Here is a 25,951-nt window from a genome sequence, read left to right as displayed (position 1 = left end):
AGGCTCAACATCCCCCGTGGCGGACCCGACAAACCCGACAGTACGTGTCGGTTGGCCGACACCTTCGCAGCAATGGACTCACAAGAACCACCGCAGTGTCAGAGATGCCGCGCTGTGTTGAAACATTTTTTCGCTTTGGCACGGTGCATGCAACGTGATGCGCAAGCAGGTCCCGGACTGAGGAGAATGGAGCCATGATTACGCTCACCGACAACGCTGTTGCCGCCATCAAGACTGCTCTTTCCCGCGCCAGCGAGCCGGCGGAAGGCTTTCGCATCATGGTCCAGGCCGGCGGCTGCGCCGGCTTCAAATACTTAATGGGCCTGGAGAGCGTGTCGCGCGAGGGCGACGCGATCACCGAGACAGATGGGATCAAGCTGTTCGTGGACGCGGGCTCCCAACCGCATGTCGCCGGCATGACCGTCGACTTCCTCACCGGGCTCGAATCTTCCGGCTTTGTCTTCGATAACCCCAACGCGCGCGAGAAGTGCGGCTGCGGCAAGTCCTTCAGTTGATCGCCCGAAGCGCCTGTGCGGGTCCATGAAGCGATTGCCGCCGACGGACTCATTTGCGGCAGAGGAGGCTTATATGGCCGGCACAACAGATGTCCCTGTCCTCAAGAACAAGGCGAGGTCGAAGCCGATCTTGGGACCGGCAATCGCTTCAGGTAGGATGCAAAGAACGTCGCCTCCCGAAACAGTTCGGTTCCTGGTGGCACCCAAGCTGCTGGCGGCCAAATCGCGCCGCTGCGCCAAATTCGGCTTATCGATAACGTTGTCGTGTTCGGGTGTCCTTGCCTGCGGGCTGACGGCGGCGACTGCGGACTTGTCCATGTCGAGACCGATCCGGTCTACGTCAAACTCTCGGGCGTCTGCGCCGGCTGCCAGTTCGGGCCCATCATCATCAACGGCATACGCCAGAGGCTCAATGAGGCGGTCGCGCGCTCGCGTCATTCCGGTCAACTGAGGATCGCACATGAAACCTGTCTACCTCGACAACAACGCAACCACACGGGTCGATCCTGAGGTCGTGCAAGCGATGTTGCCGTTCTTTAGGGATCAATTCGGCAACCCTTCGTCGGCGCACGCTCTTGGCGCCTCAGTCAGTGCGGCGGTGAGAAAGGCGCGGAGGCAGTTGCAAGCTCTGATCGGCGCGGAGTTCGACGATGAGATCACCTTCACCTCGGGTGGGACAGAAAGCGACAATGCAGCGCTTCTTTCGGCGCTCGAGGCGGCGCCCAACCGAACCGAGATCGTGACGTCCGCGGTCGAGCATCCCGCCGTGCTGACGCTCTGCGCGCATCTTGAGAAGACCCGCCGCGTCAAGGTGCACAGGATCCCGGTGGATTGCCGTGGCCGGCTCGACCTCGACGCCTATATGGCCGCCCTCACCCCACAGGTGGCAATCGTCTCGATAATGTGGGCGAACAATGAGACTGGTGTAATCTTCCCCGTGGTCAGGCTTGCCGAGTTGGCCAAGGAAGTGGGCGCCCTTTTCCATACCGATGCTGTGCAGGCGGTCGGCAAGCTTCCGATGGACCTGAAGTCGACCGCAATCGACATGGTGTCGCTCTCCGGCCACAAGCTGCACGGGCCGAAAGGGATCGGCGCGCTTTTCGTAAAACGTGGCGTCAATTTCCACTCGCTGATCAAGGGGGGCCACCAAGAACACAACCGGCGTGCTGGCACCGAGAATACGCCCGGCATAGTCGGGCTCGGCATGGCGGCCGAACTCGCCTTGAAATTCATGGACGACGAGACCACACGGGTAAAGTCGCTCCGCGACCGTTTAGAGGACGGGATTCTCCAGCGCATCCCAAGCACCTGTGTCACTGGTGATCCCCTGGAACGGTTGCCCAACACCGCAAACATCTCCTTCGAACATGTCGAAAGTGATGGAATTCCACTCCTCCTCAGCCGCGTGGGCATCGCGTGTTCCTCCGGCTCCGCCTGCACCTCCGGCTCTCTGGAACCGAGCCATGTCCTGAGCGCGATGAAAACGCCACACGCGGCAGTCCGCTTCTCCCTGGCGCGGGACAACGGCGAAGCGGACGTCGACCGGGTGCTCGAGGTCATGCCGGCAATCGTGGAGAAGCTGCGTGGCTTTCCCAGTTCTGGGCCGGGTAAGCGAAGCTCCGAAGACGTTCAATCCGGTCTATGCCTGAGCGGCAGCAGAACAGGCTGCCGTTCATGACCCGCCATGTCTTTCTCAACGATACGACCTTGCGCGATGGCGAGCAGGCGCCCGGCGTCGCCTTTACCATGACGGAAAAGCTGGAGATCGCCGAGTCTCTTGCGGCGGCCGGCGTCACAGAGATCGAGATCGGCACGCCGGTCATGGGCGCCGACGAGATCGAAACAATTCGCGCCGCGGTCGCGCGGCGTCTCCCGGTTCGGCTCATGGCCTGGTGCCGGATGACGTCGCTGGATTTCGATGCAGCGATCGAGAGCGGCGTCCACGCCGTCAATCTATCGCTGCCTGCGTCGGACATTCAACTTGCCGCCAAGCTCGGCCTCAATAAGGCGGGAGCGCTCCAGGTCATCGAGCATATGGTCAGGCGCGCAGCCGCCGCCGGCTTCTTCGTCGCGGTGGGCTGCGAGGATGCCTCGCGGGCCAATCGGGATCATCTCGCCCGCGTCATCGAGACGGCTGCACGCGCCGGCGCAAGCCGCCTCAGGCTAGCCGACACAGTCGGCGTTCTCGACCCGTTTTCGACCTTCGAACTTGTCGCCGAGCTCGTGGCCCAGTCTCCAATCGACCTTGAATTTCATGCGCACAACGATCTCGGACTTGCTGCCGCCAACACGCTTGCCGCGATCCGCGCAGGCGCGCGCCATGCCTCCGTCACCGTCCTGGGGCTCGGCGAGCGTGCGGGCAATGCCGCGCTGGAAGAGGTGGCCGCCGCGATGGCGGTCCTCGACGGCGCGGATACCGGCATCGAGCTGACCGCATTGCCCGACCTCGCCGCCCAGGTGGCTTGGGCCGCCCGCCGGCAAACCGCGGCCATTAAACCGGTCGTCGGCGCCGATGTTTTCACGCACGAATCCGGCATTCACGTCGCAGGGTTGCTGAAGGACTCGCGTACTTATCAGGGGCTCGATCCAGCTCTCGTGGGCCGCTGCCGGCGTATCGTCATCGGCAAGCATTCCGGCGCTACTGCGATTGCCCATGTGCTGAGCGAAAGCGGTCGCGATCTCGACCCGGATCTGGCAGCCGCGATGGTGGCCCGCGTCCGGCGCGAGGCGGCCGAGACCAAATCGACCGTCACTGCAACTCAACTGGTCGAGCTCTACGATGGAATGTGCAGCGAGGCATCCCTCGCGGAGCTGTGCGGATCCAGGTCAGCCGTTCGCGAGCGCACCGACGCCACAGTTTTGCGGCCAGGGAGAATGCAATGAATTGTTCCGCTGACAGCCGCCCCATCGATGTCACCGACATCCTCGCACGACTGAAGCGCCTGTCGGCTGCGGAGGAGTTCTTTGCAGTCCTTGGCGTCTCCTATGACCCGAAGGTGCTCAATGTCTCGCGGCTCCATATCATGAAGCGCGTGGGCCAATACCTTGCCGAAGAAGATTTCTCCGGTCTGCCCGACCAGGTGATTGCCGCGCGGGTGCGCGCGACGCTCGAACGCGCTTACGACGACTTCGCGATTTCCTCGCCGCTCACGCATCGGGTCTTCAAGGTGCTCAAAGACCACGATCCGAACAAACCTGCCACGCCGGGCCGCACCTTTGTCCCGTTCGACTCCGTACTGAAGCGGTTCGGACAGGAATGACCGCGACACGGGTTGCAACGCGACAATGTCGAGAAGCCGACAAATCCAGTCCTCACCACGGCGCCCTCAGAAGCAACCAACCGAAGTTCTAGGAATAGGGGCACGCAAAACAGTTGGCACGAATGATGCGCACCAAGGAGATAACCGCCAAGCCCGTATCCGGACAGGAGCCTAGAGAAACCGCCAATGCACATCGTAATCTGCATCAAGCAGGTGCCTGACTCGGCACAGATACGGGTCCATCCGGTGACGAACACGATCATGCGCCAGGGTGTTCCGACCATCATCAACCCTTACGACCTGTTCGCCCTCGAAGAAGCCCTCAGACTGCGCGACGCCCATGGTGGCGAAGTTACCGTGCTCACTATGGGTCCGCCCATGGCAGAGGACGCGCTGCGCAAGGCGCTCGGTTACGGCGCCGACCGAGCGGTGCTCTTGACCGACCGCTATTTTGCCGGCTCCGACACGCTGGCGACCTCGTTCGCCCTTTCCCAGGCAATCGCGAAGGTTGGCGAGACGTTCGGCACGCCAGACCTCGTCTTCACCGGCAAGCAGACGATCGATGGCGACACCGCCCAGGTCGGGCCCGGCATCGCCAAGCGCCTCGCACTCCTGCAACTGACCTATGTCGCGAAGATCGCCTCTATTGACCTTGCTGCACGCGAGATCAAGGTCGAGCGCCGCTCCGAAGGCGGCACACAGATGCTGAAGAGCAGGCTCCCTTGCCTCATCACCATGCTGGAAGGCACAAACGAGATCCGCCGGGGCTCGATCCAGGACGCGCTGTGCGCCGCGCGCAGCCAGGTCTTGAAATGGAGTGCGGCCGACGCCGGCATTGAGGATCTCACCAAATGCGGCCTGCGCGGTTCACCGACGGTCGTCAAGCGCGTTTTCGCACCTCCTGCGCGGGCGGAAAAGGCGGCAAAAATCGACACCGCCGAGATGGCCTTGCGCGATCTCGCTGACGAACTCATCACGGCAATCTTCACCCGCCAGCCGGCATTGGAACATGAGCTCGCCTTCAACGGCGGCGCGTGAGAGGGCAAGGAGCAGACGATGTCGACCGCGAACCGAGAAACCCCTCGCCCTGCCGCCGGCCGTGCCGGCATAAAGAAGGAGCTGCCCGCGCATTTCAAGGACTACCGGCACATCTGGGTTTTCATCGAGCTCGAACGCGGCCAGGTCCATCCCGTATCATTCGAACTGCTCGGCGAAGGCCGCAAGTTAGCAGACAAGCTTCAGGTCCAGCTTGCAGGCGTCGTGCTTGGACCGCCGGGAGAGGCCATCGGGAACGCCGTTGCCGAAGCGTTCGCTTATGGCGCCGACCTTGTCTACATCGTCGAGGCGCCGCTGCTCGCCGACTATCGGAACGAGCCATTCACCAAGGCGATGACGGATCTGGTCGATACCCACAAACCCGAGATCCTTCTTCTCGGTGCCACCACACTCGGCAGGGATCTTGCCGGCTCCGTGGCGACGACCTTGCAGACAGGGCTCACGGCCGACTGCACCGAACTTGATGTGGATACCGACGGTTCGCTCGCCGCCACCCGTCCGACTTTCGGCGGTTCCTTGCTGTGCACGATCTATACGCTCAATTTCCGCCCCCAGATGGCGACAGTGCGACCGAGGGTCATGCCCATGCCACCGCGGGCGGATAAACCGGTCGGGCGTGTCATCCGGCACAAGCTCTCGGTAGCCGAGGACGAGATCGTTACCAAAGTCCTGGGCTTCCTGCCGGATAGTCAGTCGGCAAAGGCAAATCTTGCCTATGCCGACGTCGTGGTTGCGGGAGGCCTGGGTCTAGGCGCGGCGGAGAACCTGCAGCTGGTGAAGAACCTCGCGCGGGCAATTGGTGCCGAGCATGGCTGTTCGCGCCCGTTGGTCCAGAAGAGCTGGATGCCGGCTGATCGGCAGATCGGCCAAACTGGCAAGACCATCCGGCCGAAGCTTTACATAGCGGCTGGGATTTCCGGCGCCGTCCAGCACCGGGTTGGCGTCGAGGGGGCGGATCTCATCGTCGCCATCAACACCGACCCGAACGCGCCGATTTTCGATTTCGCTCACCTCGGGATCGTCACCGACGCGATCCGCTTCCTGCCCGCACTGACGGAAGCCTTCACCCGGCGGCTGTCGCCCCACAGTCGCGATAAGCTTGCGAGCTAAGGGATGGACATGATTGAGGAAAAATTCGACGCCATTGTTATTGGGGCCGGCATGTCCGGAAACGCAGCTGCTTACACCATGGCCAGTCACGGCCTGAAGGTGCTGCAGTTGGAGCGGGGTGAATATCCGGGCTCCAAGAATGTCCAGGGTGCCATCATGTACGCGAACATGCTGGAGAAGATCATTCCGGATTTCCGGGACGATGCGCCTCTCGAGCGGCATTTGGTTGAACAGCGGCTTTGGGTGATGGACGACACATCCCATACCGGGATTCACTATCGGTCGGACGACTTCAATGAGGCGAAGCCCAACCGCTACACGATCATCCGTGCCCAGTTCGATAAATGGTTTTCGCGTAAGGTGCGCGAGGCCGGCGCGACGGTTCTGTGCGAGACGACCGTGACGGAACTCATCCGTGACGCCAAGGACAGGGTGATCGGCGTCCGCACAGACCGGGCCGGCGGAGCCATCTACGCGGACGTGGTCGTCCTCGCAGAAGGTGTATGCGGACTGCTTGGCACGCGGGCCGGCCTGCGCGAGATGCCGAAGCCGCAAACCGTGGCGCTCGCCGTCAAGGAAATGCATTTCCTGCCCGAAGAGGTCATTGAGCAGCGGTTCGGCCTCAAAGGCGATGAAGGCTGCGTGATCGAGGCGGTGGGCACGACCTCCCGCAGCATGGCCGGGCTCGGCTTCCTCTACACCAACAAGGAGTCGATCTCACTGGGCATTGGCTGCCTCGTCTCCGATTTCGCCGCGATGGTCGAGAGCCCTTACGTCCTCCTCGACGCCTTAAAAACCCATCCTTCGATCCGGCCGCTGATCGCCGGCTCGGAAGTGAAAGAATATTCCGCGCATCTCATTCCCGAAGGCGGCTACAAGGCTATTCCGCAGCTCTTTGGCGACGGTTGGGTCGTGGTCGGCGATGCCGCGCAACTGAACAACGCCATTCACCGCGAGGGTTCGAACCTCGCCATGACCTCCGGCCGCATCGCGGCTGAGGCAATCATCGAGGTCAAGAGCCGCAACGGTCCTATGACCAAACGGAATCTCGCCATTTACAAAGCCATGCTGGACAAGTCCTTCGTGGTCAAGGACCTAAGGAAATACAAAGACATGCCGGCCTTGCTCCACACCAATTCCTGCAATTACTTCACGGCTTATCCGCGGTTGATGTCGCAAGCCGCGCAGAACTTCATGCGTGTCGACGGCACGCCGAAGATCGAGAAGGAAAAGGCGACCACGGCGGCCTTCATCAAGGCGCGCTCGCGCTGGGGGCTGGTCAGCGACGCGGTCCGCCTTGCATTGGCGTGGCGCTGAGGGGAGACGAAATGACGATCGCAGTGACGAACTCACGTGTCGAGGACAAGCTTTACCAGAACCGCTACTTGGTGGATTCCGGCCGTCCGCATATCAAAGTGCGACCGCACGAGAGGCCAAGCGCGAACTTGCTCGCGCTGACCCACGTCTGCCCCGCGAAATGTTATGAGTTGAACGACAAAGGTCAAGTGGAGATCACTGCCGACGGCTGCATGGAGTGCGGCACCTGCCGGATTTTGTGCGAGACCAGTGGCGAGATCGAGTGGAACTATCCACGCGGCGGCTTCGGAGTCCTCTTCAAATTCGGATGAGGACGCACGCACCGTATCAAGAGGGTCAATCTTGGTACACCTGAGGTCGCGACCAACGCCAAGTCTATCTTTGCTTGAATTGCCGCGCCACGAAGAGAAGCTCGTGAATACTGTGCTTTCACAATTCAGACTCAGACACAAAAGGAGGAGCACTCTGGACGACAACCGCTGAGGTGTTTCCATGGCTCACGTACCGCAAGATCGGGTCGACGAGGTAGCACCTCGGGATACCCGCCCTGAACCGCCCATCAAAAGCATGCCCCAAGCAGATATCGCGCTCAGGGGACTCTACGAGATATCGAAGGTGCTGACCGCCCCCAGCGAGCTGGAGATTACGCTCGCCAATGTCGTGAACATCCTGCCTTCGTTTCTGCAGATGCGTCACGGAGCAATCGTCGTCGTGGACGCTGAAGGAGAGCCGGAGATTGCCGCAACTGCCGGCAATACCCACGCACCTCAATCAGGCACTCGCCGCGTCATACCACAGGCCATAACAGATCAAATCGTCGCTACGGGGACGCCGCTGTTCATACCGGACGTGCGCAAGTCCCAACTATTTCAGGCTGACCTTCAAACGTCTTCGATCAGGGGAACGATCCCAATTGCCTTTATCGGTATCCCGCTAAAGGCTGATCATAAGATCCTTGGGACATTGTCGATCGACCGCGCCGGAGACGGCGCCACCGACTTTCGCGACGACGAGGACACATACTTCCTGACGATGGTCGCCAACCTTGTCGGCCGGACCATCCGTCTCCATCGCATCCTGAGTACAGATCGTCAGCGGTCTGTCCATGAGCAATGGAGACCGGAGAAATCGCCCAACGAGGGGAGGACCTACGACCCTGCCCGGCATGCGAATGTCAAAATCGACGGGATCATCGGGGAAAGCCCCGCACTCAAGCAGGTGCTCGAAACCGTCTCGGTCGTAGCAGGGACCAATTCCACCGTGCTTCTGCGGGGTGAAAGCGGCACCGGCAAGGAATTCTTTGCGCAAGCCATCCATAAGCTCTCACGTCGGAGGAAGAAGTCTTTCGTCAAATTGAACTGCGCCGCACTGTCTGAAAGCGTTCTGGAGTCAGAACTGTTTGGGCATGAAAAGGGCGCTTTCACGGGTGCTATCTCCCAGCGCGCCGGTCGTTTTGAATTGGCAAATGAGGGAACGCTGCTACTTGATGAAATCGGCGAGATTTCGCCGGCCTTTCAAGCCAAGCTGTTGCGTGTCTTGCAGGAAGGCGAGTTGGAGCGAGTCGGCGGCACCAAAACGCTACAGGTCGACGTGCGCCTCATATGCGCCACCAACAAGGACCTCGAGACGGCCGTCATAAAAGGGGAGTTCAGGGCCGACCTTTATTACCGCATCAATGTGGTGCCAATTATCCTGCCTCCGCTCAGAGAGCGACCCGGCGATATTCCACGCCTTGCGAACGCCTTCCTCAATCGATTCAACAAGGAGAACGATCGCGCACTCGCCTTCGCGCCGTCGGCGCTTGACCTGATCTCGCAATGCTACTTCCCTGGTAACGTCCGCGAGCTGGAGAACTGCGTCCAAAGGACGGCGACACTTGCGCGTTCAAGGACGATCACGCCATCCGATTTCGCCTGTAAGAAGAGCCAGTGCCTTTCCTGGCTCCTCTGGAAGCGAGCCGACCGCTCGAATGGCGGCAATACCATCGACGATCTCGCACGGGTCAACGCAGTGCCGGTCGGATTGCGGCTGCCGGCCAGTCGCATCGGTGCCTCCGCAGGCAACGTATCTCCCCTTGCGGCCGGCGATCCGAACGATCCCGCTTGTCCCCCGCGTCTGACGGAACGCGACCGGCTGATCGACGCGATGGACAAGGCCGGTTGGGTTCAGGCCAGGGCGGCTCGTATCCTCGGCCTCACGCCGCGGCAAATCGGCTACGCGCTGCGCCGGCATGGTATCGACGTGAAGAAATTCTAGACGTCGTGATGACGTCAAACGTAAGCCCGGAGTAGTCTCCCTCACACTCTGCGCGCCCAAGGCTGGTAACCTTCGCGACCCGATTTGCTTGTCCATTGTCGGAAGCCCGACAAAGGTGTGTCGGAGCAATCCGACGGAATCCGACACGAAAGCACAATTCGTGAACCAAAACCGCTCTTTGACATGGCATAGCTCTTGCGGTTCGAACTGCGACATTACCCAGCAACGGAGCCGTTCGATGTCCGCACCGGCAATTTCGCTTGAGAGCCTCAGCACGACATTCGATCACCAGTTGCTTGCCACCGTGAAAGCCGGTGGCTGCGCGTCTTCGTCCTGCGGCTCGTCGATAAAGCCGGACGACACGGATCCGGCTGTCTGGGAGAAGATCAAGGATCACCCCTGCTTTTCAGAAGAGGCGCATCACTATTTCGCGCGCATGCACGTCGCGGTCGCGCCCGGCTGCAATATCCAGTGCAACTACTGCAATCGCAAATATAACTGCGCCAACGAAAGCCGGCCTGGGGTGGTCTCCGAAAAGCTGACGCCCGACCAGGCGCTACGCAAGGTGGTCGCGGTCGCCAACGAGGTGCCGCAGCTTTCCGTGCTCGGCATCGCCGGACCTGGCGATGCCTGTTACGACTGGAAGAAGTCGAAGGCAACGTTCGAACGAGTCGGCAGGGAAATCCCAGACATCAAGTTTTGCATCTCCACGAATGGGCTCGCGCTGCCGGACCATGTCGATGAGCTTGCCGACATGAATGTCGATCACGTGACGATCACCATCAACATGGTCGACCCTGAGGTCGGTGCAAAGATCTATCCTTGGATCTTTTACGACCATCGCCGCTACTTCGGCATCGAAGCCGCCCGGATCCTGCACGAGCGGCAGATGTTGGGTCTGGAGATGCTGACCGCGCGCGGCATCCTCACCAAAATCAATTCGGTGATGATCCCCGGCGTGAACGATGAGCATCTGATCGAGGTGAATAGATGGGTCAAGGAGCGAGGCGCGTTCCTGCACAACCTCATGCCGCTGATTTCGGACCCGGCGCACGGCACGCACTACGGACTGAGCGGGCAACGCGGCCCAAACGCAATGGAGATGAAGGCTCTTCAGGACCGTGTCGAAGGCGGCGCCCAGTTGATGCGCCACTGCCGGCAGTGCCGGGCAGATGCCGTCGGCCTGCTCGGTGAGGATCGTGGCCAGGAATTCACACTCGACCGGATACCCGGCGAGGTCACCTACGATGCCAGCAATCGCAAGGCCTATCGGGAGCTGGTCGCGGAGGAGCGCCGTGATCACGTGGCGGCTAGGAGAGAAGCGATCGGATTGGTCAAGGCAGCGAGCCCCGGCAAGTCCCTTCTCTTCGCGGTGGCAACCAAGGGCGGCGGCCGCGTCAATGAACATTTCGGCCATGCGAAGGAATTCCAGGTTTACGAAGCCTCGCCGAGAGGGATCAGCTTTGTCGGGCATCGCAAGGTCGAGCAGTATTGTCTCGGCGGCTGGGGCGGAGAAGCCGCCCTGGATGGCGTCATCGCTGCGCTTGAGGGCATAGATGTCGTGCTGTGCGCCAAGATCGGAAACTGCCCGCAGGATCAGCTCGCCGACGCTGGAATCCAAGCCACCGACGCATATGCCCACGACTATATCGAGACCGCAATCAGCGCGATTTACGCGGCCGCGTCTGGGACCCCCGCACTCGCGGCGACGGCCTGAGCGCGTCTCATCCATTCGGACCAGGAGTTAAAATGGCTTTCAAGATCATCGCATCCCAATGCACCCAATGCGGCGCCTGCGAATTCGAGTGTCCCTCCGGCGCGATCAAGTTCAAAGGCGAGAGCTATGTGATCGAGCCGCAAAAGTGCACCGAGTGCGAGGGGGTCTTCGATGCGCAGCAATGTGCCTCGGTATGCCCGGTGCCGAAGACCTGCGTTCCTGCGTGACGAACATTGGGCTGCCGACATGGTCGGGGATGCCTTCGCAGGACGCCTGGAACGCCTTTGTTCACAATCTGCAGCCTCAAGAGAAATCAGGGAACGGACATGTCGCTCGGACGCGAAGAGGAGGTCGAAATCCGCAGGCCTCCACGATTCATGCCGGGAGAGCGGGTACGTGCCACTCGCCACATAAAGAATGACGGCACCTATCCTGGCAGGGAGATCGGCGAAAATCTCGTGCGGAAGGGCGACGAGGGATATGTGCGCGACATTGGCACCTTTCTCCAGCAGTTCTTCATCTATGCGGTCGAATGGATCGACCGTGGCACAGTCGTCGGCATGCGAGCGCGTGAACTGATGAGCCTCGACAAAGCCGAGGTGCCCTGCAGTGCTGATAGCAATACCAATGAAGGGACGGCCAGATGAAAGTCATGATCCGCAGGACCGATGCTGGCTTGTCGGCGTATGTCCCGAAGAAGGACCTCGAAGAGCCGATCATCAAGCTCGAGAAGGAAGAGTTGTGGGGCGGAACTGTGACGCTCAGGAACGGGTGGCGGCTCCTCCTACCCGATCTTCCACGGGATACGCGTCTGCCGATCACCGTCGAGGCAAGGAAGGTTTCCGAAGAGGACTGATGCTGCCCGTTCATAAGGTGCGTCGCGAGGAAACGAGCATGAACACGATCCTGACATCGGGCCACCTGGTCATCGTGCGGGACAGTTTTGCCGAAAAGCTGCTTGACCTGGCGAAGGAGGCGCTCGCCGCCGATCAGGTGATCCCCTATCTCGGTCCGGGTCTTCTTGGGTTCAACTGTGCGGAACCGCCTGTGCCGCATACGCCCGAGGTCGTTGCCGCGGCACTCAATGCACGGGCGCCAGCCCCTTCCAGGATCCGCACCAATATGTGGTCGGTTGCGCAGTTCATCGAACAGCGCCGGCGTCGCCGGACGCTTCAAGCTTGGATGACCGACATATTCGCAGCGCCGGTGGCGCCGACCCTCCTCCACGCCTGGCTCGCAAGGCTGCCGCTCTCCCTCATCGTCGACAGCTGGTACGACGGCGCGATGCGCACGGCTCTCGTAGAGACCGGCCGAACGGACGTCGTTGAGATACAAGGCGTCACGCGGGCGAACGAAATCGGTAACATTTGGACGAAAACCTACGATTTGTCCGGGAGGGAACTCGACCCCCGATCGGGGGCAAAGACGGTTCTCTATACACCTCACGGGAGTATTAGGCCGGCGCAAAACTTTCTCGTCGCAGATTCCGACTATGTCGAAGTCCTGACCGAAATCGATATCCAGACACCGATCCCAGACGTGGTGAAGGAAGGGCGCATCACCCGTGGATTTTTCTTCGTTGGCTGCCGCTTCAACGATCAGATGCTGCGCACCTACGCCAGGCAGATCATGAAGCGCTCCCGAGGTCCATATTGCGCGGTAATGGACGCGGAAACGCTGACCAGAAACGAAGCGCGTTTCCTTGCGGCAAGCGGAATCACGGTGATCGACATGCCAGTAAGTGAAGCCGCGGCTCGGCTTATAGGAACGCGCCCTGCTGCAGGTGGTGGACAGGATTAACAATGGCGGGCCCCTTTGATGATTGGTCCTTCGGCTTGCCTCGAAGGCGCAAAATGCAGTCGGGAATACATCCGTGAGCAGTGATGCTATCGGCAGCGCAACGAACGCTCTGAATTCGTTGACCCATGTGGAAGCGGCGCGCTGGGGCCGGGATTTGAGTACGCTGTTGCGCATCACGCGGATGAATTTGCGGCATCCCTGGCACGTCGCCTTCGCTATGGGCTCGACGATCATGGCGGCAATCCTCCAGTTGCTCATTCCCCAGCTGCTCGGCCGGGCTGTCGACCAGACCCAGACAGCCATCGGGGGCGGTGTCGCGGGGACCGCGGCAGGACAAGCGCTCTGGATTCCGGCTCTCCTGCTGCTCGCCGTCAGCGCGCTACGCGGCCTTTTCACGATGGCGCAGAACTATTTTGCCGAAGCCGTCGGGCATCATGTCGCGTACGAACTGCGGCTCGCCTACTACGACAAGATCCAGCGTCTCAGCTTTTCCTTTCACGACCGGGTCCATTCAGGCGATCTGATCACCATCGGAATGCTCGATCTCCAAGGCGTGCGGATGTATTTTTCCACCGCGCTCGTTCGCGTGGTCCTGCTCACCATGCTGATCGGGATCGGCGCCTACATGATGATCTCGACCGATCCCATGCTCGGCCTGGTCGCGCTGAGCTTCGTGCCTTTTGTCGCCTGGCGCTCATCGGCCACACAGCTTAGGCTGCGCGCCACCTGGCTCGACCTGCATGAGCGGCTTTCGGTACTAAGCCGCGTGATGGAGGAAAATCTCGCAGGCATCCGCGTGGTCCGCGCTTTTGCGGCTCAAGCCTATGAGATGCTGAAGTTCGACGGCGCTTCCAAGAACGCGCTCGACCTCGCCCACGACCGCGTTGACATCTACGTGCCCAGCACGTCGGCGATGACCTTGTCCTTCTTTTTCGCAATGGGATTGGTGCTCTGGATCGGTGGCAGCAAGCTCGTCGCTGGCGAGATCAGCGTCGGAACGGTGGCGACCTTCCTGACCTTCATGACAATCCTGCAAATGCCAGTCCGCCAGATCGGCCTCATGGTCAATGCCTTTGCCCGCGCTTCTAGCTGCGGTTCGCGGCTTTTCGGTCTCCTCGACCAGGAGATCACAATCAGGGATGCTCTCGAGGGCAGACCGCTCGAGATAAGCGACGGCACTCTGCGCTTCCACAATGTCTCGTTTGCGTACCCCAGCGCCGAAAACCGCGCCATTCTGAAGAACCTCAGCTTTGAGGCCCGTAGAGGCGAGACGATCGCGATCGTCGGTCCGCCGGGTTCGGGCAAATCGACGATAGCTCATCTGGTCCCCCGCTTTTATGACGTGACCGGTGGCGCCATCACGCTGGACGGCCAGGACATACGCAATGTCACCCTCGCGACGCTTCGCAAGGCGGTCGCCGTCGTACAGCAGGATGCATTCCTATTCACCACTACGATCGAGAACAACATCGCTTATGGCGATCCCTGGGCGAAGAGACAGCGAATCGAACGCGCTGGCGAATTCGCCCAGCTCCACAACTACATCCTCGGGCTCCCAGCGGGCTACGAGACGGTCGTGGGCGAACGCGGCGTCTCTCTCTCTGGCGGCCAGCGCCAGCGTCTCACGATTGCTCGCACCATGATGCTGCGCCCCTCCGTCGTCGTTTTCGACGACTCAACGGCCGCGATCGATGCCGGCACCGAGCAGCGCATCCGCGCGGCGATGCGGCGCTTCGCCAAGGATCGGGTGACGATCATCATCGCGCACCGGCTGAGTGCGCTTGTGCATGCCGATCAGATCCTTTTTGTCGATAACGGCGAAATCGTAGAACGCGGCACGCATCAAGAGCTTTTGGCGAAGCGGGGACGCTACAGGGCCCTTTACGATCTCCAGACGCGCCCGGGTGATGACAATATGACCCAGTATGGGGGCGCCCGCTGATGGCGCAGGGCCGCGCCGGCGAAGTCGAAGCCGAACGTGACGACGGTAGACGCCCTCCGCGCGCGGTTGTCGGCTCGCACCGCATCGAGGAGGAGATGTTCGGCCGGGCTTTCGACAAGAGCATCCTCCGGCGCATCTGGGCTTTCGTCCGTCCCTATCGGGCCAGGGTAGTCATCACGATTGCAGCAATGCTGATCTTCAGCGGGACGCAGCTTCTCATCCCGTTGATCATCCGCTACGCGCTCGACCAGGGCATGAACCCGGCAAGGACCGATCGCTCAGCCCAGCTCGCGGCCGTCGGCGCGTTCGTGTTGGCGATTTTGGTCAATTTCGCTGCCGGCTACATGCAGGAAACCGTGGTTGGGAAAGTGGCCGAAACTGTCCTGTTCGACATCCGCCGCGCCATGTTTGGCCATCTGCAGAAGGTTTCGCTCTCCTTCATGGACAAGACCGAGGTCGGACGCCTCATGTCGCGCCTGCAAGGCGACGTCAACTCCATACAGGAATTCCTCGAAACCTCGGTATATTCCGTAGGCGATGTTGCGCTTCTCTTCGGCATCGTTTTCGTAATGCTGTGGCTCGACTTCCGCCTCGGCCTCCTGACGCTCTCGGTTCTGCCGGTCCTGGTGATCGTCCGCATTGTCTGGCTGCCGCGTGCCCGCGACGCCTTCATGGCCGCACACGAGACTAATTCCGTCGTCAACGGCGCGCTGGCCGAAGCCATTCACGGCGTGCGCACCGTCCAGTCAATGGACCGCCAGCAGGTGAATTTCATCCTTTTTGACGACAAGGCCCATGCCAACCTCAGGACCCACCTGATCGCTGCCAAATATGCACTGGTCATGGTGCCTATCGTCGATGGCCTCACCGGCCTCGCCATGGCCGCCGTTATTGTGGTCGGCGGCTCGATGGTCATGAATGGCCGCATAGATGTGGGCGTATTGGTTGCCTACCTATTTTACATCCAGCGCTTCTTTGACCCGATCCGCTCACTCACCCTGCAATATTCGGTCATGCAGCGCGCCATGGCCTCAGGCAAGCGCCTGACCGATGTGCTCGACGTCAAGATCGATGTTCAGGACAAACCCAATGCCGAGGTGCTTTCGCCCGAAATGGACGGCTCGGTCGAGTTCAGGGACGTCACCTTCGGCTACAATCCGAACCGTTCGGTGCTGAAAAATGTCTCCTTCCGGGTCAATCCCGGCGAGACGGTCGCACTGGTCGGGCCGAGCGGTTCTGGCAAATCGAGCGCGATGGCCCTGGTCCACCGCTTCTATGATGTTCAGCAGGGCCAAGTGCTGGTCGGCGGACATGATGTGCGCGATCTCACCCAGGAATCGCTCGGCCGCCAGGTCGCCATGGTGCTGCAGGAGCCGTTCCTGTTCACCGGGACGGTCTTCGAGAACATTCGATACCACAAGACGGAAGCCACGCGCGACAAGGTGATCGAGGCCGCCAAGGCGGTCGGCGCCCACGACTTCATAATGAGCCTCGCCGACGGGTATGAGACCCAACTTGGCGAACGCGGCGACAACTTATCTCTCGGCCAGCGCCAGCTTATCAGTTTCGCCCGCGCCCTCGTCGCCGACGCCAAGATCCTCGTGCTCGACGAAGCTACCGCCAACATCGACAGCTACACGGAAATGCAGATTCAGAAGGCTCTGATAAAGCTGCTTGAAGGGCGCACTGGCCTCGTCATCGCCCACCGTCTTGCCACGATCCGGGGTGCCGACCGCATCATCGTGCTTCAGAATGGCCAAGTTATTGCGACTGGCAACCACGATCAGCTAATAGCCATGGGCGGCCTGTATTCCAAACTCTACAATCTCAACTACGCCTCCTTTGACGATATTCCAGAACACGATACGACCGTACAAGCCGGCTCCCAGACCTGACGTCTTGGCGGCCTTGTGGTACTGACATTGACTTCGGGCGTGCCGGCGGACACTCAGGCCGCCGCAGACGAGGAAGCAGGCAGCATTCATGCAAAGCACTCGCGCGGATCGTGAAGACCGGCTGCGAACGATTTCCTCCAGCGTCGTTATCCGACCGCGGTGCACGCCGCGACATCGGGCGAACTCGCTCCAGGTGGTGTCGCTCGGCGTAGCAAAGCCGCTCGCGAGCGCGCCCTCAACAGCGCCGTAGCGAGTGACGGCTTTGCTACCGCCGAGCCGCTGATGAAGCTGGATGCGGGAGCCGCCACCGGCGCCGCCCCGGTCGAGAAGAACCTCTTGCGGCGGGCTATGGGCAACGACTAGCGCGAGCGCGACGAGCAGATGCGTGCCGGCATCGTGACGCGCTCGGCCATCATCTCCTTAGGATCGTGCAGTCTCACACCGTGCCCAGATGCCGGCCAACGTACAAACCTGGTAATCTGTGCCGCCGGCTCGTCGTCAGTTTGGCCTCCCTCACGATTTCCCCAATCCCCACCACGTGCACGCTCGAGCAATGTGAGGGAGCGCTGTTACAACGATTTACCTTCGGATCAGACCGCGAATTTCATGGTCAGCCAAGTCGAGCCATGATTTCGGATTGAATGGTCGTCGCGGTGTATAGGGAAGCATCTAGCGGCAGATTCCCAAATGCCAGTTGACAAAGAAGGTAGTTAGCACCTGCCTCTTCCAACTGACTGAGCAGAGCTTCTCGCACAGACGCTGCTGATCCTACCACGCACAATTCACTCTCGACTGCCGCATCGAAGGTCAGCGGCAGGTTGGGTGGAGTGGGGATAGCGTTAAGCTCGTAAAGGAATTGGAAGCTCTTGAGCCATCGTTCGTAAGCAGGTGCCGCGAGCGAATAGGCATGTGTGTCACAACGCCCAACCACGACCATGCGGAGCAATCCAATAAATGGCGCTCGATTGCCCGCGCCAGTGTTGTCCTCTTGATAGGCGCGGAACGCATCAGTAGTTTTGCGAACAGAAGAGGAAGGTCCTACACACGCGATATTTGCTCCATTCGCAGCGGCCCAGGCTGCGGACTCGGGTCGATTGGCGGCGACCCATGTCGGCGGATGTGGACGCTGATGAGGTCTTAGCGTCAAAGGAACGTCATTGAGCTCAAAATGGCGGCCCTGATAGCACAGCGTGCCAACCTTCATGGCATTAACAAGTATTTCAACAAGAATTTCGCTGGCTTCCGCATAGCGGCCCGGCACCGCGTCCGCAGCAATCCCGAAGTAACCCAATTCGATCGGGAGAGCACCGCGCCCTATGCCCAGTTCGAGCCTGCCACCGCTCAACTGGTCCAGCATACAGATCTCTTCGAACGCACGCAGCGGATGATAAAGCGCAAGCAGCATCACCAAGGGTCCGAGACGCAGGCGCCGGGTGCGCTGGGCGACGCTCGATAAGAACAGATTCGGCGATGGACCTCTCCCATGGGGGGTACAGTGGTGCTCTGCGAGATGATAGGCATAGAACCCTAGCTGATCGCACGCCTCTGCTAATATCAGGCGATCTTCGTACTGCCGGGCGATATCGAGGCCGTCCTCGTCCAGATGATCGAAGATGCCGAAGGCTAGGTTTGAAGGAAAGACGTTTGTCACTCGATATTGTCCCTGATTTTAAAGAAAAATGTTGTCGTGCTTGGGTGACCAAGCAAGTCTAAAGATAGCAATGTGTGATATCGGATTAGCGTCAGCGTACCGAACGAGCAGAGCCTGACGCTCCCCTGCCCGTGGTGCTTGGTATGTTTAAGCTTCCAACTATATCGCGAGCGGCAGCAAGAAATGCATCCAATTGCTCTTTTGTGCCGATGCTGACGCGGATGCAATGTTCCAAACCATTGTCCGGAAAGTAGGCAACGAGTATCTTTTGCCTTTCTAAGGCTGCTTGCCACCATGAGCCGTCCTGTCCCGCTGGCACACGGGCTAGCAGGAAATTTGCGTGGGAGGGCGTTACGGAAAATCCAAGTTGCGACAGTGCGGCTGTCACTCGCTGTCGTTCATGTCTGATGTGCTTGTGGTTCTCTGCGTAGGCGCCGCGATGCGCAAGCACGCTGATACCAACCGCATGCCCGATCACGTTCATGTTGAAGACGTTCTGGATGTTGCGCAGCCTGCCAATAATCTCAGGGTGACCGAAACCGAAACCGACGCGAATGCCGGCGGCGGCATAGCTCTTCGAAAATGTTCTCAAGATCAGAAGGTTCGAATAACGGTTGATGAGGCGCAGCCCGTGATCGGGTGCAAAGTCGACATAGGCCTCATCAAGGACGACCAGGCGATCCGATTGTGCCACGAGGCGTTCGATATTGCTTATCGAGAGGAATGTTCCGGTCGGATTGTTTGGATTGGCCACCAGAATGAACTTGGCGTCTTTTGCCGGACCGGAAAGCAATTGCTCCATTGGCAGCGAATGAGTTTGACATCCGATCTCGAGAAACTCAGCACCATGCAACATGGCAAGTTTGCGGTTGAACGAAAACCCTGGCGATATCATCGCCACCTTGTCGCCAGGGGCGAGGAAAGCTCTGTAGATGAGTCCGAGCAGTTCAGACGACCCGTTGCCTGCGATGACCTGATCCGTGGATACCCCATAGGTATTGGACGCTGCTTCCCTCAAGCTGATGTTATCGTCGTCCGGATACAGATACTGGCGATTGAGGGCCGCCACTGCACTTTGCATTATGATTGGCGGCAACGGAAACGGGTTCTCATTCGTATTCAGCTTGACAAAACTTTCGTCCGGCGCTGGTCCATTGGACGGCAGAGCATCTAACTGTCGCGTCCCTTGCGGAAGAGACGAAAGCACAGCTTGCAGTTTTGCATCGGACATATTTTATCTCCGTTTCAGTCGCACAGGGGCATCCGTATGAGCTCGCAACGAGAGCAACATGGCGGACGGATTGACGATGGCAGCGTCGCCTTTCACAAGATGGTCGCAACGCCGGCTGCCACGGGAATTCGGCCAGGCTGTCCTCGGTCGGATCGACTTGACGCGGACGCGGATCTGCATCCCTGCGCGGGCCAAGCCGCTAAGCGGTCTCAGCTAATCCGCCTGAGTCATGCTTTCACAGACGCTTGACCTCGATGCCGTATTTCCTCAGCACGTAGCCAATCTGGCGCGGGGTCAGTCCAAGCAGGCGCGCCGCCTTTGCCTGCACCCAGCCACATCTTTCCATGGCAGCAATGACGCGCTCGGCGTCGGTGGTCCTCGCGCCCAATGAGTGGGTTGCTCCGGCAGGCGGGACTGTGGTGGCGGCCGAACGAGCGGCCGCATCCGGCGGCGTGGCCGGATTCACTGCCTCTGGGAGGATTGGCGCTGGTTGCAGCGCGGCCTTGCCCGATCTGCTCTTCCGCAGCGCCTCGGCAAAGCATTGGTCGTGGGAGCACGCAAAGTCGTTTCTCCCGATTGATCGTCCCTCCGCCAGGATCGCTGTCCGGTGCACGCAATTTTCAAGCTCGCGAATGTTGCCGGGAAATTCACATTTCATCAGTACTTCAATCGCACGCGCATCGAAGGTCAGCGTACGGCCGTTCTCATCGTTGAAATTCTTGAGAAACTCAGCTGCGAGGAGCGGAATATCGCTGCGCCTTTGGCGTAATGCCGGCACCAGCAAGGGAACCACGTTGATGCGATAATATAGGTCGGCGCGGAACTCATTCCTTGCAACCGCCTCTTCAAGGTTCCTGTTCGTGGCGGCAATCACGCGAACGTCGACCTTGATGGTCTGGTTGCTGCCGACGCGCTCAAACTCCTGCTCCTGTAGCACGCGCAGTAGCTTTGCCTGGAAGGAGGCCGAGATCTCGCCGATCTCATCCAGAAACAACGTCCCCTTGTCGGCGAGCTCAAAGCGACCCTTGCGGGAATTGAACGCGCTTGTGAAGGCACCCTTCTCATGACCGAACAATTCGGATTCCAGGACTGTCTCTGGCAGCGCTGCACAATTGAGTTTGATGAAGGGCCGCTTGGCGCGCGGCGACAACTCGTGAATTGCCTTGGCGACCAGCTCCTTCCCGGTACCGGATTCGCCTCGCAACAGAACCGTGGTCTTTGCCTTAGCTACCACTGCGATCTTCTCGAGCAGCGCGCTTAGCGCCGGACTATCGCCAATCATCCCCTTGACGTGAACCTTCTTGCGCTGCGGTGCAGAGTGCTTGACATCAGAGAATTGCGTTTGCAGCCGATCTTCCACCTCTGTCGGTCGTTCGCGGTCCCCCGCGGAGAAGCGGTGCAACTTGACTGTCTGTCCCACCATGTTGGCGATCATGGTGAGCAGCCGGACATCATAATCGAGCCGATACGTTGACCTGCTGTCCAAGGCGCGGTCGATAGTCAGCGTGCCTACGGCGTTCCCATCAACACGAATGGGAACGCCGATGAAGGACACGGGGTCGGAGGCCCCAAGCACCTCTATGTCAGCGGCAGTGAAGGCCGAATGCACCGCTATGTTCTCGGCGACGAGCGGCGTGTCCGTCGTCACAATCCGATCGATTGCCTTGCGCGGCAGACGCATCCGGGAGCGCTCATCGCTGTTCTCGTCGCAGCCGGTGACTACGGTGATGTCCAGTATGCCCTCAGCGTCGAAGAGAGCGATGATGCCGTGCCGCATCTGCACAAACGAGGGCAGGAGATCGACGACCTTGGCCAACGTGACTTCGAGCCGGGCGGGGTCGGTGAGTACTTTCGATATTTCGAAGATGCCGGTAAGCGCGTGCTCGTGCGATGGCACAAAAGGGACCGCGGTGTTCGTCTCGGACTTTGGGTAAGCCCTTTTCGCATCCGGAAGCGAAATGCGGCACTCGCTGGCATTTTGTTCTGATTTGGGAATGTTGTGGTGCATGTGATCCTCGATCTCGCGCCATGAAATGCATGCCGGCGGCATGTGCGCCCGCGACGTCGCGGGCAAGCGCGAAAATGTTCTGACGTGAACTCGTGCCACCGCCGTGTGGTCGAGTACAAAGCGGGTCGACCCCTGACGCATCGCTTGGCTCTCCCTCCACGAAGCTTGGCCACGTTCTCGGCTTGCACGGGGGCAACCACACGTTGATTTTCAAAAGACTGGAGCGAGGCGGGATAGTCAATCGAGCTTTCTTTCATTCGTGAAAGGAAACCTCGCGGCCTATGATAGAATTCATCAGTTCTAATTTTTTGTCGGCGATGTTGAACGACAGAAATACGGCGCCGGCGATGCGGTGCCTGAGCGGCTGACCGCGCCGAGTATAAATTGCCGGGCCGTGCCATTCACCAGCGCTTGCGAACCAGGGGCGGGAGCGATAATCACTGCCGACGACACTGGTCGGTCGCGGCAACCGCCATTTCCTCGATATTGATGACACAGATAAGGCGGCGGCGTCGCGTGTGAAGGCGCGAAGGTGGCGGTCGAGCGCGGCTTTCTCGGCGGTGCTCGGAACTTCTGAACCGCATCGTCGCGGTCAGCACCAGCGGCGTCAATCCCTACGTCTCGACGTCGCTTTCAAGCTGTCGCTGCAGCGGCAGCGCGGCAAAGAACACGGCAGTTCTCCGCTCTGGTGCCAGCGATGCGGCCCTTCCCAAAGTCGGCAAACCGAGGAGCCCACCACGATGTGCAGCAAAACCGCAAGCCAGAGAGATCGACCGGCAATCCGCCGGAGAACATCAAGCGCGTGCTGGACGGCGGCCTTGTCATTCCCGTCTTGTGCCACCGCATTCATCCCATCATTGGCGAGCCCAACGTCAGTTCAGGTCATGCGGATCCATTTGGCATGGGTATTGCGGCGGCGTTGGTGCAGCGTTCGACCGGAGCGCCGCGATAGGGAGAAGCCCGGGAGAAGTCACGCCACCTCGATCCGGTCAGGGAGAGAGAAACAGTGTCAGCTGCACAAGTCCGCGGCGCGAGTCCCGCGCCCCGCAAACCCTTCTATGCCAAGCTTTACGCGCAGGTGCTTGCCGCCATCGCCCTCGGCGTCGCAATTGGCTATTTCTATCCGGGAACCGGCGAGAGCCTGAAGCCGCTGGGTGATGCCTTCATCAAGCTGGTCAAGATGATCATCGCGCCTGTCATCTTCCTGACAATTGCGACCGGCATTGCCGGCATGAACGATCTTCACAAGGTCGGCCGGGTCGCCGGCAAGGCAATGGTCTATTTCCTCACCTTCTCGACGCTCGCGCTGATCGTCGGCCTGATCGTCGCCAATGTCGTCCAGCCTGGCGCCGGCCTCAACATCGATCCGGCCTCGCTCGATGTCCAGGCCGTGAATACCTATGCCGCAAAGGCCCACGAGCAGTCGGTCACCGGCTTCCTGATGAACATCATCCCGCCAACGATAGTCGGCGCCTTCGCGGAAGGCGACATCCTGCAGGTGCTGTTCTTCTCGGTTCTGTTCGGCATGGCGCTCGCGATGGCCGGAGAGACGGGCAAGCCTGTCGTTTCCTTCCTTCAGGCGCTCATCGCGCCTGTCTTCAAGCTCGTCGGCATTCTGATGAAAGCCGCGCCGATCGGCGCTTTCGGCGCAATGGCCTTCACCATCGGCAGATATGGCATCGGTTCGGTCGTCAACCTCGCGATGCTGGTCGCGACGTTCTATTTCACCGCCTTCCTCTTCGTGTTCGGGGTTCTCGGCGCGGTCTGCCGCTACAACGGCTTTTCGATCTGTTCTCTCATTCGCTACATCAAGGAAGAGCTGCTGCTTGTCCTCGCAACGTCCTCCTCGGAGGCCGCGCTCCCCTCGCTCATGCAGAAGATGGAGAAGGCGGGCGCCAGGCGTTCGGTTGTGGGTCTCGTCATCCCGGCCGGATATTCGTTCAATCTGGACGGCACGAATATCTACATGACCCTGGCGGCCCTCTTCATCGCGCAGGCGACGAACACCGATCTGTCAATCGGCGATCAGGTGCTGCTGCTGCTCGTTGCGATGCTTTCCTCCAAGGGCGCTGCAGGTGTGACAGGTGCGGGCTTCATCACCCTGGCTGCTACGCTCGCCGTAGTTCCGAGTGTTCCCGTTGCTGGGATGGCCCTGATACTCGGCATCGACCGCTTCATGTCCGAATGCCGGGCGTTGACGAATTGCGTTGGTAACGCAGTGGCATCCCTCGTCGTCGCCCGCTGGGAAGGAGAATTGGACCAAGCGCAGATGAAAGCCGCCTTCTGCGGTCATCAGCTTGCCGAGGCATCAAACAAGCTATCCTCCGCCGAGTAAGGGCGACGCACCGCGACCGGTTTCGCCAAGCTGGTCACATGACCTGAACGATCGACTCGCAGGCTCTAAACGGCGCCTCACGGACCATGTATCAGAAGCGCTAATGTGTGAGTGCAAATCATCGCCGCCCTAAGCGAATGAACCTTCCGTTATACCCGGCCGGTCTACGTCTGGAGTAGTCCAATACGCTGTCGATCATTCAGTATGCGGGCGTCTTCACTTTGCCCACCCGAAACCATTGTCGAATCGCGCTAGGTGACAGAGAGCCAGCCTGCGTCAAAAACCAATCAGAATAGGACCCATGACCAAGCGCCCCACAATTGCCGATCTCGCCCGCGAAGCCCGAGTCAGCGTAGCAACGGTCGATCGGGTTCTGAACGCCCGCCATCCGGTGCGCGAGGAGACCGCGCGGCGGGTCCACGACGCCGCCCACGCGATCGGCTATCATGCTGCCGGGCTCATCAAGCAGCGCTTGCGGCGAGACCTACCGTGCTACCGTCTGGGCTTCATCTTGAGAAAACCGGCCCAGCATTTCTACCAAGACTTTGCGCGCGAGGTCGAAGCGTCGGTCAATTTGGCCCAGTCCTTCCACGGCATTCCGCTCATCCAATTCGCCCCGTCACATATGCCGAGCGACCTAATCGCACCGCTCAAGGATTTGGGCGCACGCTGCCATGCGATCGCGATGGTGGCACCGGACCACCCAAAAATTACAGCAGCGGTTGAGGACCTCAAGGCCAAAGGCATTCCGGTTTTCTCGCTGCTTTCCGACTTCGCCGCCGGCGTGCGACAGGGCTATATCGGCCTCAACAACCGCAAGGTGGGGCGCACGGCCGCTTGGATGGTGTCCAAGGTCGCAAAACGGCCCGGCAAGGTGGCGGTGTTTGTCGGTAGCCATCGTTTCCAGGGGCACGAGCTCCGTGATGTCGGCTTTCGCTCCTATTGCCGTGAGAACGCGCCGACGTTCGAGGTGCTCGATCCGCTTGTGAACCTGGAGAAACGGCAGGTCACCTACGAGGCAACGCTTGATCTCATGCAGCGGGAACCCGAGCTCGTCGGCTTCTATGTCGCCGGGGGCGGCATGGAGGGCGCCATCTCCGCGGTCCGGGAAGAGGGTAAAAGTCGCGATCTCGTCGCGATCGTGAATGAAATCACGCCGGAATCTCGGGCGGCACTCGCTGATAACATCATCACGATGGCGGTCGCCACGCCAATGCGCCGGCTTTCCCAGGAGCTGATAACGCTGATGACGCGGGCTATCGAGACCGGCACTGCTGAAACACCAGGACAGACATTTCTGCCGTTCGACATTCATCTGCCGGAAAATATATGAAACTGATGGCCTCTATCGTAAGCGGGGAAGTTTCCTTTCATGAATGAGAGAAAGTTGATTGATGATCCCATCCACGCGGGGTAGCCGCACCCCACAGGCCTGAGCCGCGGCCCAGGATGAAGCGCCAATTGGGTGAACGGATCGGCCACGCGTTCAGGCGGAAGCGCGAGGTAAATTGCCTACATCCGCAGCGTCAATCGCGACCGGCTTCATTGCCAACATCTCGACGTTGTCGGTGCAGGGCGGTGTCGTCAAGGATGCCTCACGCCAGTAGCCGAGCGAGGCCGGCACAGTCCATTGGGATTGACCTCGTCGACCGGCATCTCCTCGCCTGGCCGCGCGTGAAAAGCCGCGGCAAGGCCGGCAAAGTTGGCATTTGAGTGGGGCTAGACATCTTCTGGGACTTCGCACGCGAAATCGGAGGCGGCAGTCAACTCAGCACCAACCCGGGCATGTGTTCTGCTCGTTCCTGGCCCTCGTACTCAGCAAGGAACTGCGCCGCTCTGCCGAGCCAAAGGCCTGACG

Annotated in this window: 25 protein-coding genes; 21 read left to right on the top strand and 4 right to left on the bottom strand. The window is 60.1% G+C overall.

All coding sequences use genetic code 11. From position 1 onward, the window contains the following. Positions 1 to 194 precede the first annotated feature (194 nt). From NKH89_RS23725 to NKH89_RS23640, 18 genes are all read left to right on the top strand, one after another. Positions 195 to 515: a HesB/IscA family protein gene (locus NKH89_RS23725; protein ID WP_023678237.1), complete on the top strand. Its 321-nt coding sequence runs from the start codon at positions 195 to 197 to the stop codon at positions 513 to 515. Positions 516 to 779: 264 nt separating this feature from the next. Next, positions 780 to 1,025, top strand: coding sequence for a NifU family protein (locus tag NKH89_RS23720; protein ID WP_352910153.1), 246 nt, complete (start codon positions 780 to 782; stop codon positions 1,023 to 1,025). Continuing rightward, positions 976 to 2,193: a cysteine desulfurase NifS gene (gene nifS, locus NKH89_RS23715; RefSeq protein ID WP_352910150.1), complete on the top strand. Its 1,218-nt coding sequence runs from the start codon at positions 976 to 978 to the stop codon at positions 2,191 to 2,193. Before NKH89_RS23720 ends, nifS begins: the two co-directional genes overlap by 50 nt. Next, positions 2,190 to 3,398 (top strand): homocitrate synthase, encoded by a 1,209-nt coding sequence (gene nifV, locus NKH89_RS23710; RefSeq protein ID WP_352910147.1) that lies wholly within the window; start codon positions 2,190 to 2,192, stop codon positions 3,396 to 3,398. The genes nifS and nifV overlap by 4 nt, the downstream gene beginning before the upstream one ends. After that, positions 3,395 to 3,775 (top strand): nitrogenase stabilizing/protective protein NifW, encoded by a 381-nt coding sequence (nifW, locus tag NKH89_RS23705; RefSeq protein ID WP_352910144.1) that lies wholly within the window; start codon positions 3,395 to 3,397, stop codon positions 3,773 to 3,775. Before nifV ends, nifW begins: the two co-directional genes overlap by 4 nt. Before the next feature lie 186 nt (positions 3,776 to 3,961). Beyond that, positions 3,962 to 4,813, top strand: a complete 852-nt coding sequence (locus tag NKH89_RS23700) for an electron transfer flavoprotein subunit beta/FixA family protein (RefSeq protein ID WP_352910142.1) — start codon at positions 3,962 to 3,964, stop codon at positions 4,811 to 4,813. Between the two features lie 18 nt (positions 4,814 to 4,831). Further along, positions 4,832 to 5,941 (top strand): electron transfer flavoprotein subunit alpha/FixB family protein, encoded by a 1,110-nt coding sequence (locus tag NKH89_RS23695; protein WP_352808565.1) that lies wholly within the window; start codon positions 4,832 to 4,834, stop codon positions 5,939 to 5,941. A 9-nt stretch (positions 5,942 to 5,950) separates the two neighbouring features. After that, positions 5,951 to 7,258 (top strand): FAD-binding protein, encoded by a 1,308-nt coding sequence (locus NKH89_RS23690; protein ID WP_352910289.1) that lies wholly within the window; start codon positions 5,951 to 5,953, stop codon positions 7,256 to 7,258. An 11-nt stretch (positions 7,259 to 7,269) separates the two neighbouring features. Continuing rightward, on the top strand, positions 7,270 to 7,569 hold the full coding sequence (locus NKH89_RS23685) for a ferredoxin family protein (protein WP_352910139.1): 300 nt from the start codon (positions 7,270 to 7,272) through the stop codon (positions 7,567 to 7,569). Between the two features lie 181 nt (positions 7,570 to 7,750). After that, the gene (gene nifA, locus NKH89_RS23680; protein WP_352910137.1) at positions 7,751 to 9,514 is read left to right on the top strand and encodes a nif-specific transcriptional activator NifA; all 1,764 of its coding nucleotides are present in this window, start codon (positions 7,751 to 7,753) and stop codon (positions 9,512 to 9,514) included. A 238-nt stretch (positions 9,515 to 9,752) separates the two neighbouring features. Beyond that, entirely contained in the window at positions 9,753 to 11,231 is a 1,479-nt protein-coding gene (nifB, locus tag NKH89_RS23675; protein ID WP_352910135.1) for a nitrogenase cofactor biosynthesis protein NifB, read from the top strand. A gap of 32 nt (positions 11,232 to 11,263) precedes the next feature. Continuing rightward, on the top strand, positions 11,264 to 11,458 hold the full coding sequence (locus NKH89_RS35850; protein ID WP_023678248.1) for a 4Fe-4S dicluster domain-containing protein: 195 nt from the start codon (positions 11,264 to 11,266) through the stop codon (positions 11,456 to 11,458). A 99-nt stretch (positions 11,459 to 11,557) separates the two neighbouring features. Then, on the top strand, positions 11,558 to 11,878 hold the full coding sequence (locus NKH89_RS23665) for a nitrogen fixation protein NifZ (RefSeq protein WP_352450751.1): 321 nt from the start codon (positions 11,558 to 11,560) through the stop codon (positions 11,876 to 11,878). Further along, the gene (nifT, locus tag NKH89_RS23660) at positions 11,875 to 12,087 is read left to right on the top strand and encodes a putative nitrogen fixation protein NifT (RefSeq protein ID WP_023678250.1); all 213 of its coding nucleotides are present in this window, start codon (positions 11,875 to 11,877) and stop codon (positions 12,085 to 12,087) included. Before NKH89_RS23665 ends, nifT begins: the two co-directional genes overlap by 4 nt. Positions 12,088 to 12,125: 38 nt before the next feature. Further along, the gene (locus NKH89_RS23655) at positions 12,126 to 13,031 is read left to right on the top strand and encodes an SIR2 family NAD-dependent protein deacylase (protein ID WP_352910133.1); all 906 of its coding nucleotides are present in this window, start codon (positions 12,126 to 12,128) and stop codon (positions 13,029 to 13,031) included. Positions 13,032 to 13,104: 73 nt separating this feature from the next. Next, positions 13,105 to 14,973: an ABC transporter ATP-binding protein gene (locus NKH89_RS23650; RefSeq protein ID WP_352910130.1), complete on the top strand. Its 1,869-nt coding sequence runs from the start codon at positions 13,105 to 13,107 to the stop codon at positions 14,971 to 14,973. Then, a complete protein-coding gene (locus tag NKH89_RS23645; protein WP_352910128.1) occupies positions 14,973 to 16,868 on the top strand; it encodes an ABC transporter ATP-binding protein in 1,896 nt (631 codons plus the stop codon). Before NKH89_RS23650 ends, NKH89_RS23645 begins: the two co-directional genes overlap by 1 nt. A gap of 159 nt (positions 16,869 to 17,027) precedes the next feature. Next, entirely contained in the window at positions 17,028 to 17,231 is a 204-nt protein-coding gene (locus NKH89_RS23640) for a hypothetical protein (RefSeq protein WP_352457028.1), read from the top strand. 247 nt (positions 17,232 to 17,478) lie between these two features. On the opposite strand, the gene NKH89_RS23635 is transcribed toward NKH89_RS23640, so the two are convergent. The 4 genes from NKH89_RS23635 to NKH89_RS23620 form a co-directional block, all read right to left on the bottom strand. Continuing rightward, on the bottom strand, positions 17,479 to 18,519 hold the full coding sequence (locus NKH89_RS23635; protein ID WP_352910125.1) for an LLM class flavin-dependent oxidoreductase: 1,041 nt from the start codon (positions 18,517 to 18,519) through the stop codon (positions 17,479 to 17,481). Positions 18,520 to 18,610: 91 nt separating this feature from the next. After that, a complete protein-coding gene (gene hisC / locus NKH89_RS23630) occupies positions 18,611 to 19,750 on the bottom strand; it encodes a histidinol-phosphate transaminase (protein WP_352720350.1) in 1,140 nt (379 codons plus the stop codon). A gap of 235 nt (positions 19,751 to 19,985) precedes the next feature. Continuing rightward, a complete protein-coding gene (gene nifA / locus NKH89_RS23625) occupies positions 19,986 to 21,758 on the bottom strand; it encodes a nif-specific transcriptional activator NifA (RefSeq protein ID WP_352815966.1) in 1,773 nt (590 codons plus the stop codon). A gap of 253 nt (positions 21,759 to 22,011) precedes the next feature. Then, on the bottom strand, positions 22,012 to 22,227 hold the full coding sequence (locus tag NKH89_RS23620; RefSeq protein WP_352591362.1) for a hypothetical protein: 216 nt from the start codon (positions 22,225 to 22,227) through the stop codon (positions 22,012 to 22,014). A gap of 273 nt (positions 22,228 to 22,500) precedes the next feature. Between NKH89_RS23620 and NKH89_RS23615 the strand changes: the two genes are divergently transcribed. The 3 genes from NKH89_RS23615 to NKH89_RS23605 all read left to right on the top strand — a co-directional run bounded on the left by NKH89_RS23615 (position 22,501) and on the right by NKH89_RS23605 (position 25,426). Then, positions 22,501 to 22,710 (top strand): hypothetical protein, encoded by a 210-nt coding sequence (locus tag NKH89_RS23615; protein WP_352720348.1) that lies wholly within the window; start codon positions 22,501 to 22,503, stop codon positions 22,708 to 22,710. A 54-nt stretch (positions 22,711 to 22,764) separates the two neighbouring features. Next, complete coding sequence (locus NKH89_RS23610) at positions 22,765 to 24,093, top strand: dicarboxylate/amino acid:cation symporter (RefSeq protein WP_352747623.1); 1,329 nt, start codon at positions 22,765 to 22,767, stop codon at positions 24,091 to 24,093. Between the two features lie 301 nt (positions 24,094 to 24,394). After that, positions 24,395 to 25,426 carry a LacI family DNA-binding transcriptional regulator gene (locus NKH89_RS23605; protein ID WP_023678260.1) on the top strand — a complete coding sequence of 344 codons (1,032 nt, stop codon included), beginning with the start codon at positions 24,395 to 24,397 and terminating at the stop codon, positions 25,424 to 25,426. Positions 25,427 to 25,951 lie beyond the last annotated feature (525 nt).

This window comes from Mesorhizobium sp. M0923, from assembly GCF_040319365.1.
Classification (GTDB): Bacteria; Pseudomonadota; Alphaproteobacteria; order Rhizobiales; family Rhizobiaceae; genus Mesorhizobium.
The sequence above is the reverse complement of the archived record's forward strand: the minus strand, read 5'-3'. Positions and strand labels throughout refer to the sequence as shown.